At 49.2% G+C, this 3,949-nt stretch carries 3 protein-coding genes; all 3 read right to left on the bottom strand.

Annotated elements, in window-relative coordinates; all coding sequences use genetic code 11:
• Positions 1-32: 32 nt before the first annotated feature.
• Positions 33-1,058: an amino acid ABC transporter substrate-binding protein gene (locus FDW95_RS05510; RefSeq protein ID WP_096755451.1), complete on the bottom strand. Its 1,026-nt coding sequence runs from the start codon at positions 1,056-1,058 to the stop codon at positions 33-35.
• Between the two features lie 458 nt (positions 1,059-1,516).
• On the bottom strand, positions 1,517-1,738 hold the full coding sequence (locus tag FDW95_RS05505; RefSeq protein WP_096755452.1) for a lipoprotein: 222 nt from the start codon (positions 1,736-1,738) through the stop codon (positions 1,517-1,519).
• A 269-nt stretch (positions 1,739-2,007) separates the two neighbouring features.
• Positions 2,008-3,949, bottom strand: a 1,942-nt coding sequence (locus tag FDW95_RS05500; RefSeq protein ID WP_137363435.1) for an efflux RND transporter permease subunit, incomplete at its 5' end; no start/stop codon positions are given.

Raw genomic sequence — 3,949 nt, 5'->3', positions numbered from 1 at the left:
CGCAGCTGCGGCGCCCGTTACATCGCTACGGATTAACGCACCGGCGGTGCGTATTGGATGCCGCCGTTATTCCAGAGGTTGTTCTGTCCGCGTTTGATCTTCAGCGGGCTTTCCGATCCCACGTTACGTTCAAAGATCTCCGCGTAATTTCCTACCTGCTTAATAATATGGTAAGCCCATTTGTTATCGAGCTTCAGATCTTTGCCGTAGTCACCTTCTTTGCCTAGCAGGTGAGCCATATCCGGTGTTGCCGGGTTAGCTGCTTTTTCATCAACGTTTTTCGAGTTAACACCCATCTCTTCAGCGTTCAGCATGGCGAACAGGGTCCAGCGAACAATGGAAAACCACTCGTCATCTCCACGGCGGACGACAGGTCCCAGCGGCTCTTTGGAGATAACTTCAGGCAGGACGATCCATTCTGCAGGATTGCTTAGCTTGATTCGCAGGGCATACAGCTGAGACTGGTCGGAGGCAAGCGTATCGCAGCGACCAGATTCCAGTGCCTTGGCGGATTCGTCCGATCGGTCAAAGGTGACGGGGGTGTACTTCATGTTGTTGGCCTTAAAGTAATCGGCCACGTTCAGTTCGGTATCTGTACCTGCCTGAATACACACCGTTGCGCCATCCAGTTCTTTAGCGCTCTTCAGACCAGCTTTATTGTGGGTGAGAAAACCAATGCCATCGTAATACGTTACACCAGTAAAGGACATGCCCATACCAGCATCACGAGAAGAGGTCCAGGTGGTGTTACGTGAGAGAAGATCGACTTCGCCGGACTGTAACGCTGTGAAGCGTTCTTTGGCGGTGAGTGGGGTATATTTTACTTTTGTATCATCACCGAATACGGCAGAGGCAACACCGCGGCAAACATCGACATCAATACCCGAAAATTTACCGTTCGCATCGGCGTAAGAAAAACCAGGCAAACCATCACTGATACCACATTGTACAAATCCTTTTTTCTTTACGGCATCAAGCGTTGCGCCGGCATGTGCCTGATTTGCGATCGCAAGCATCACGCCGGCCGCAGCCAGGCTGGCTATTATCATCTTTTTCATAGAGCATCCTGTGTGGAGGAATTATTGTTATGGAGACGTTTTGAAAACGTCTTTTACCTGTCTGTGGCTTTGGCCATACTCTTCTAAGCAAAGGTAGTGCCAGTTTTTTGCGACCGAATATTCGACGCAATATGCAGAGTGTAGACAGGAAAAAATAAATGCAGCGCCCTGAAGTGGTGCAAAATTGAAACGTAAGCCACATTTCGGCGCAAAAAATTTAAAATTCAGACAGGACGCAGGATAACGATTTCGGGCGGTAATATTGATGACGTGAGAATAACGATAGGAGGACATGTTGTTACGAAGAATACAAAAAATGCTAATTTCACATCGCGGATATGTGAGTGGAATCTATAATAATCTTATTCTATGATTGATGTCTTACACCAACCTTTTGTCTTATATGATAATTATCATTCTGATTAAAAGCGCGGCAGGTACCGCGCTTTTAAGAGGATTCATTTGGTTAGGGCAACGATCCCAAGTGTTAGGCCGGCAATGGCAGCAGCACCACCGGCGATTGCACCTGCTGTTTCCCAGTTATCCTGCGTGGTGCCTTTCATACAGGTATTGGTATGAACCAGGCGGCCCTGATCGTCATAGACAGGTACGCAAGGAGAATCGTGTGCACAGCCTGCCAGTAATGCTGTCAGCAATGCAACGGAAATTAATCTTTTCATGGTGTTACCTCTAAAATAAACGTTTCGCTAATAAAGCAAAGACAAACGCAAAGTCATCTGCGAAATCGAAAGCTATTTTACCACCTCTTAAAAAAAGACTGACATGAGGAATAATCTCAATTCGTGTGGTTTGTAAACATAATGAATAAAGCAGATAGCAATAAATGCTTTTTTCTGAGGGGTGAGAAAAAATAAATGACTATCTTATTAATAAATAAAGATCTCAATATCCGGTAAAAAGGCGTCCGTAGACGCCTTTATTTTACAAATTAATCATTGTGTCGACTAAAACGTCGTCTAACGACAACAAAGAAGACAGGAACGAAGAAGATAGCGAGCAATGTGGCGGTGAGCATTCCCCCCATCACACCGGTACCAACCGCATTTTGTGCGCCACTACCTGCGCCGCGACTGATTACCAACGGCATAACCCCCAGAATAAAGGCCAGCGAAGTCATCAGGATTGGGCGAAGACGCATGCGGGAGGCTTCCAGCGTCGCTTCAATCAAGCCTTTACCCTCTTTATCCATCAGGTCTTTGGCAAATTCCACAATCAGTATGGCGTTTTTGGCAGAGAGACCGATGGTGGTAAGCAGGCCGACCTGGAAGTACACATCGTTATTCATTCCGCGCAGCGACGCGGCCAGTAGTGCACCCACAACACCCAGTGGAACCACGAGCATGACGGAGAAGGGAATCGACCAACTCTCATACAATGCGGCAAGGCAAAGGAAGACAACGATTAACGAGATGGCATACAACGCAGGTGCCTGGTTACCTGACAGGCGTTCCTGGTAAGACATACCGGTCCAGTCATGACCGATACCGGTTGGCAGTTTTTCTGCCAGGCTTTCCATCATCGCCATGGCTTCACCGGTACTTCTACCCGGTGCGGCTTCTCCCAGTAGCTCCATTGATGGCATACCGTTGTAACGTTCCAGCCGCGGTGAACCATAGACCCATTGAGAAGAGCTAAATGTTGAGAATGGCACCATTTCGCCATTGGCGCTGCGGACATATAGATTATTGATGTCTTCCGGCAACATACGGAATTTTGCATCAGCCTGGACGTACACTTTTTTCACGCGGCCGCGGTCAATGAAGTCATTGACGTAGTAGCCGCCCAGTGCAGCGGAAATGGTTTCGTTAATATCAGATAGCGAAACGCCCAGCGCCTGCGCTTTTTCCTGATCGACATCCAGCTTGAACTGTGCGGTATCTTCCAGGCCATTAGGGCGTACACGAACCAGCAGGTCCGGGTGTTGGGCGACCATCCCCATCAACTGATTACGTGCCTGGGTTAACGCCGTGTGTCCCAGTCCTCCCTGGTCAATCAGCTCAAAGTCAAAGCCAGTTGCCGTGCCCAATTCAACAATGGCGGGCATGTTGAAGGGGAATACCAGGCCATCACGAATCTGGCTAAAGGCGCGGGTTGCACGGGCAATAATCGATTCAACGTTATTTTCCGTTCCGCTACGCTCTTCCCAGGGCTTGAGGCTGACAAACGCCATCCCTGAGTTTTGCCCTTGTCCGCTGAAGCTAAAGCCGTTAACCGTAAAGACGCTTTCAACGTTGGCTTTCTCCGTGTTCAGGTAGTAGTGGGTGACCTGATCCAGCACCTTTTGGGTACGTTCTTGTGTTGCGCCAGCCGGAAGTTGAATCATGGTCAGGAATACACCCTGATCTTCTTCCGGCAGGAAGGAGGTGGGTAGGCGCATAAACAGCACCGCCATTCCCACAACGATGATCAGATAGACGACCAGATAACGTCCAGTTTTACGAATAATGCCACTGACGCTATTGGTATAGTGGTTGACGCTGTGATCGAATTTGGCATTAAACCAGCCGAAGAAGCCGCTCTTTTTCTCGTGGTGCTCTGCTGACACCGGTTTGAGCAATGTGGCACAGAGCGCAGGAGTCAAAATCAATGCGACCAGTACTGAAAGTGCCATGGCAGAAACGATGGTGATTGAGAACTGGCGGTAAATTGCCCCGGTGGAACCACCAAAGAAGGCCATCGGGATAAACACCGCGGACAGCACCATGGCGATACCCACCAACGCCCCCTGAATCTGCGACATGGATTTCTCCGTCGCCTCTTTGGGGGGGAGATTTTCTTCTATCATCACGCGTTCAACGTTCTCGACCACCACTATCGCATCATCGACCAACAGGCCGATGGCGAGTACCATCCCGAACATCGTCAGGGTG

The sequence above is a fragment of the Citrobacter sp. wls718 genome (assembly GCF_005280945.1).
Lineage (GTDB): Bacteria > Pseudomonadota > Gammaproteobacteria > Enterobacterales > Enterobacteriaceae > Citrobacter > Citrobacter gillenii.
The sequence above is the reverse complement of the archived record's forward strand: the minus strand, read 5'-3'. Positions and strand labels throughout refer to the sequence as shown.

Bases quoted from the DNA above. Each gene is read 5' to 3' on its own strand.
- FDW95_RS05505 (WP_096755452.1), bottom strand. From the start codon at position 1,738: ATGAAAAGATTAATTTCCGTTGCATTGCTGACAGCATTACTGGCAGGC.
- FDW95_RS05510 (WP_096755451.1), bottom strand. From the start codon at position 1,058: ATGAAAAAGATGATAATAGCCAGCCTGGCTGCGGCCGGCGTGATGCTT.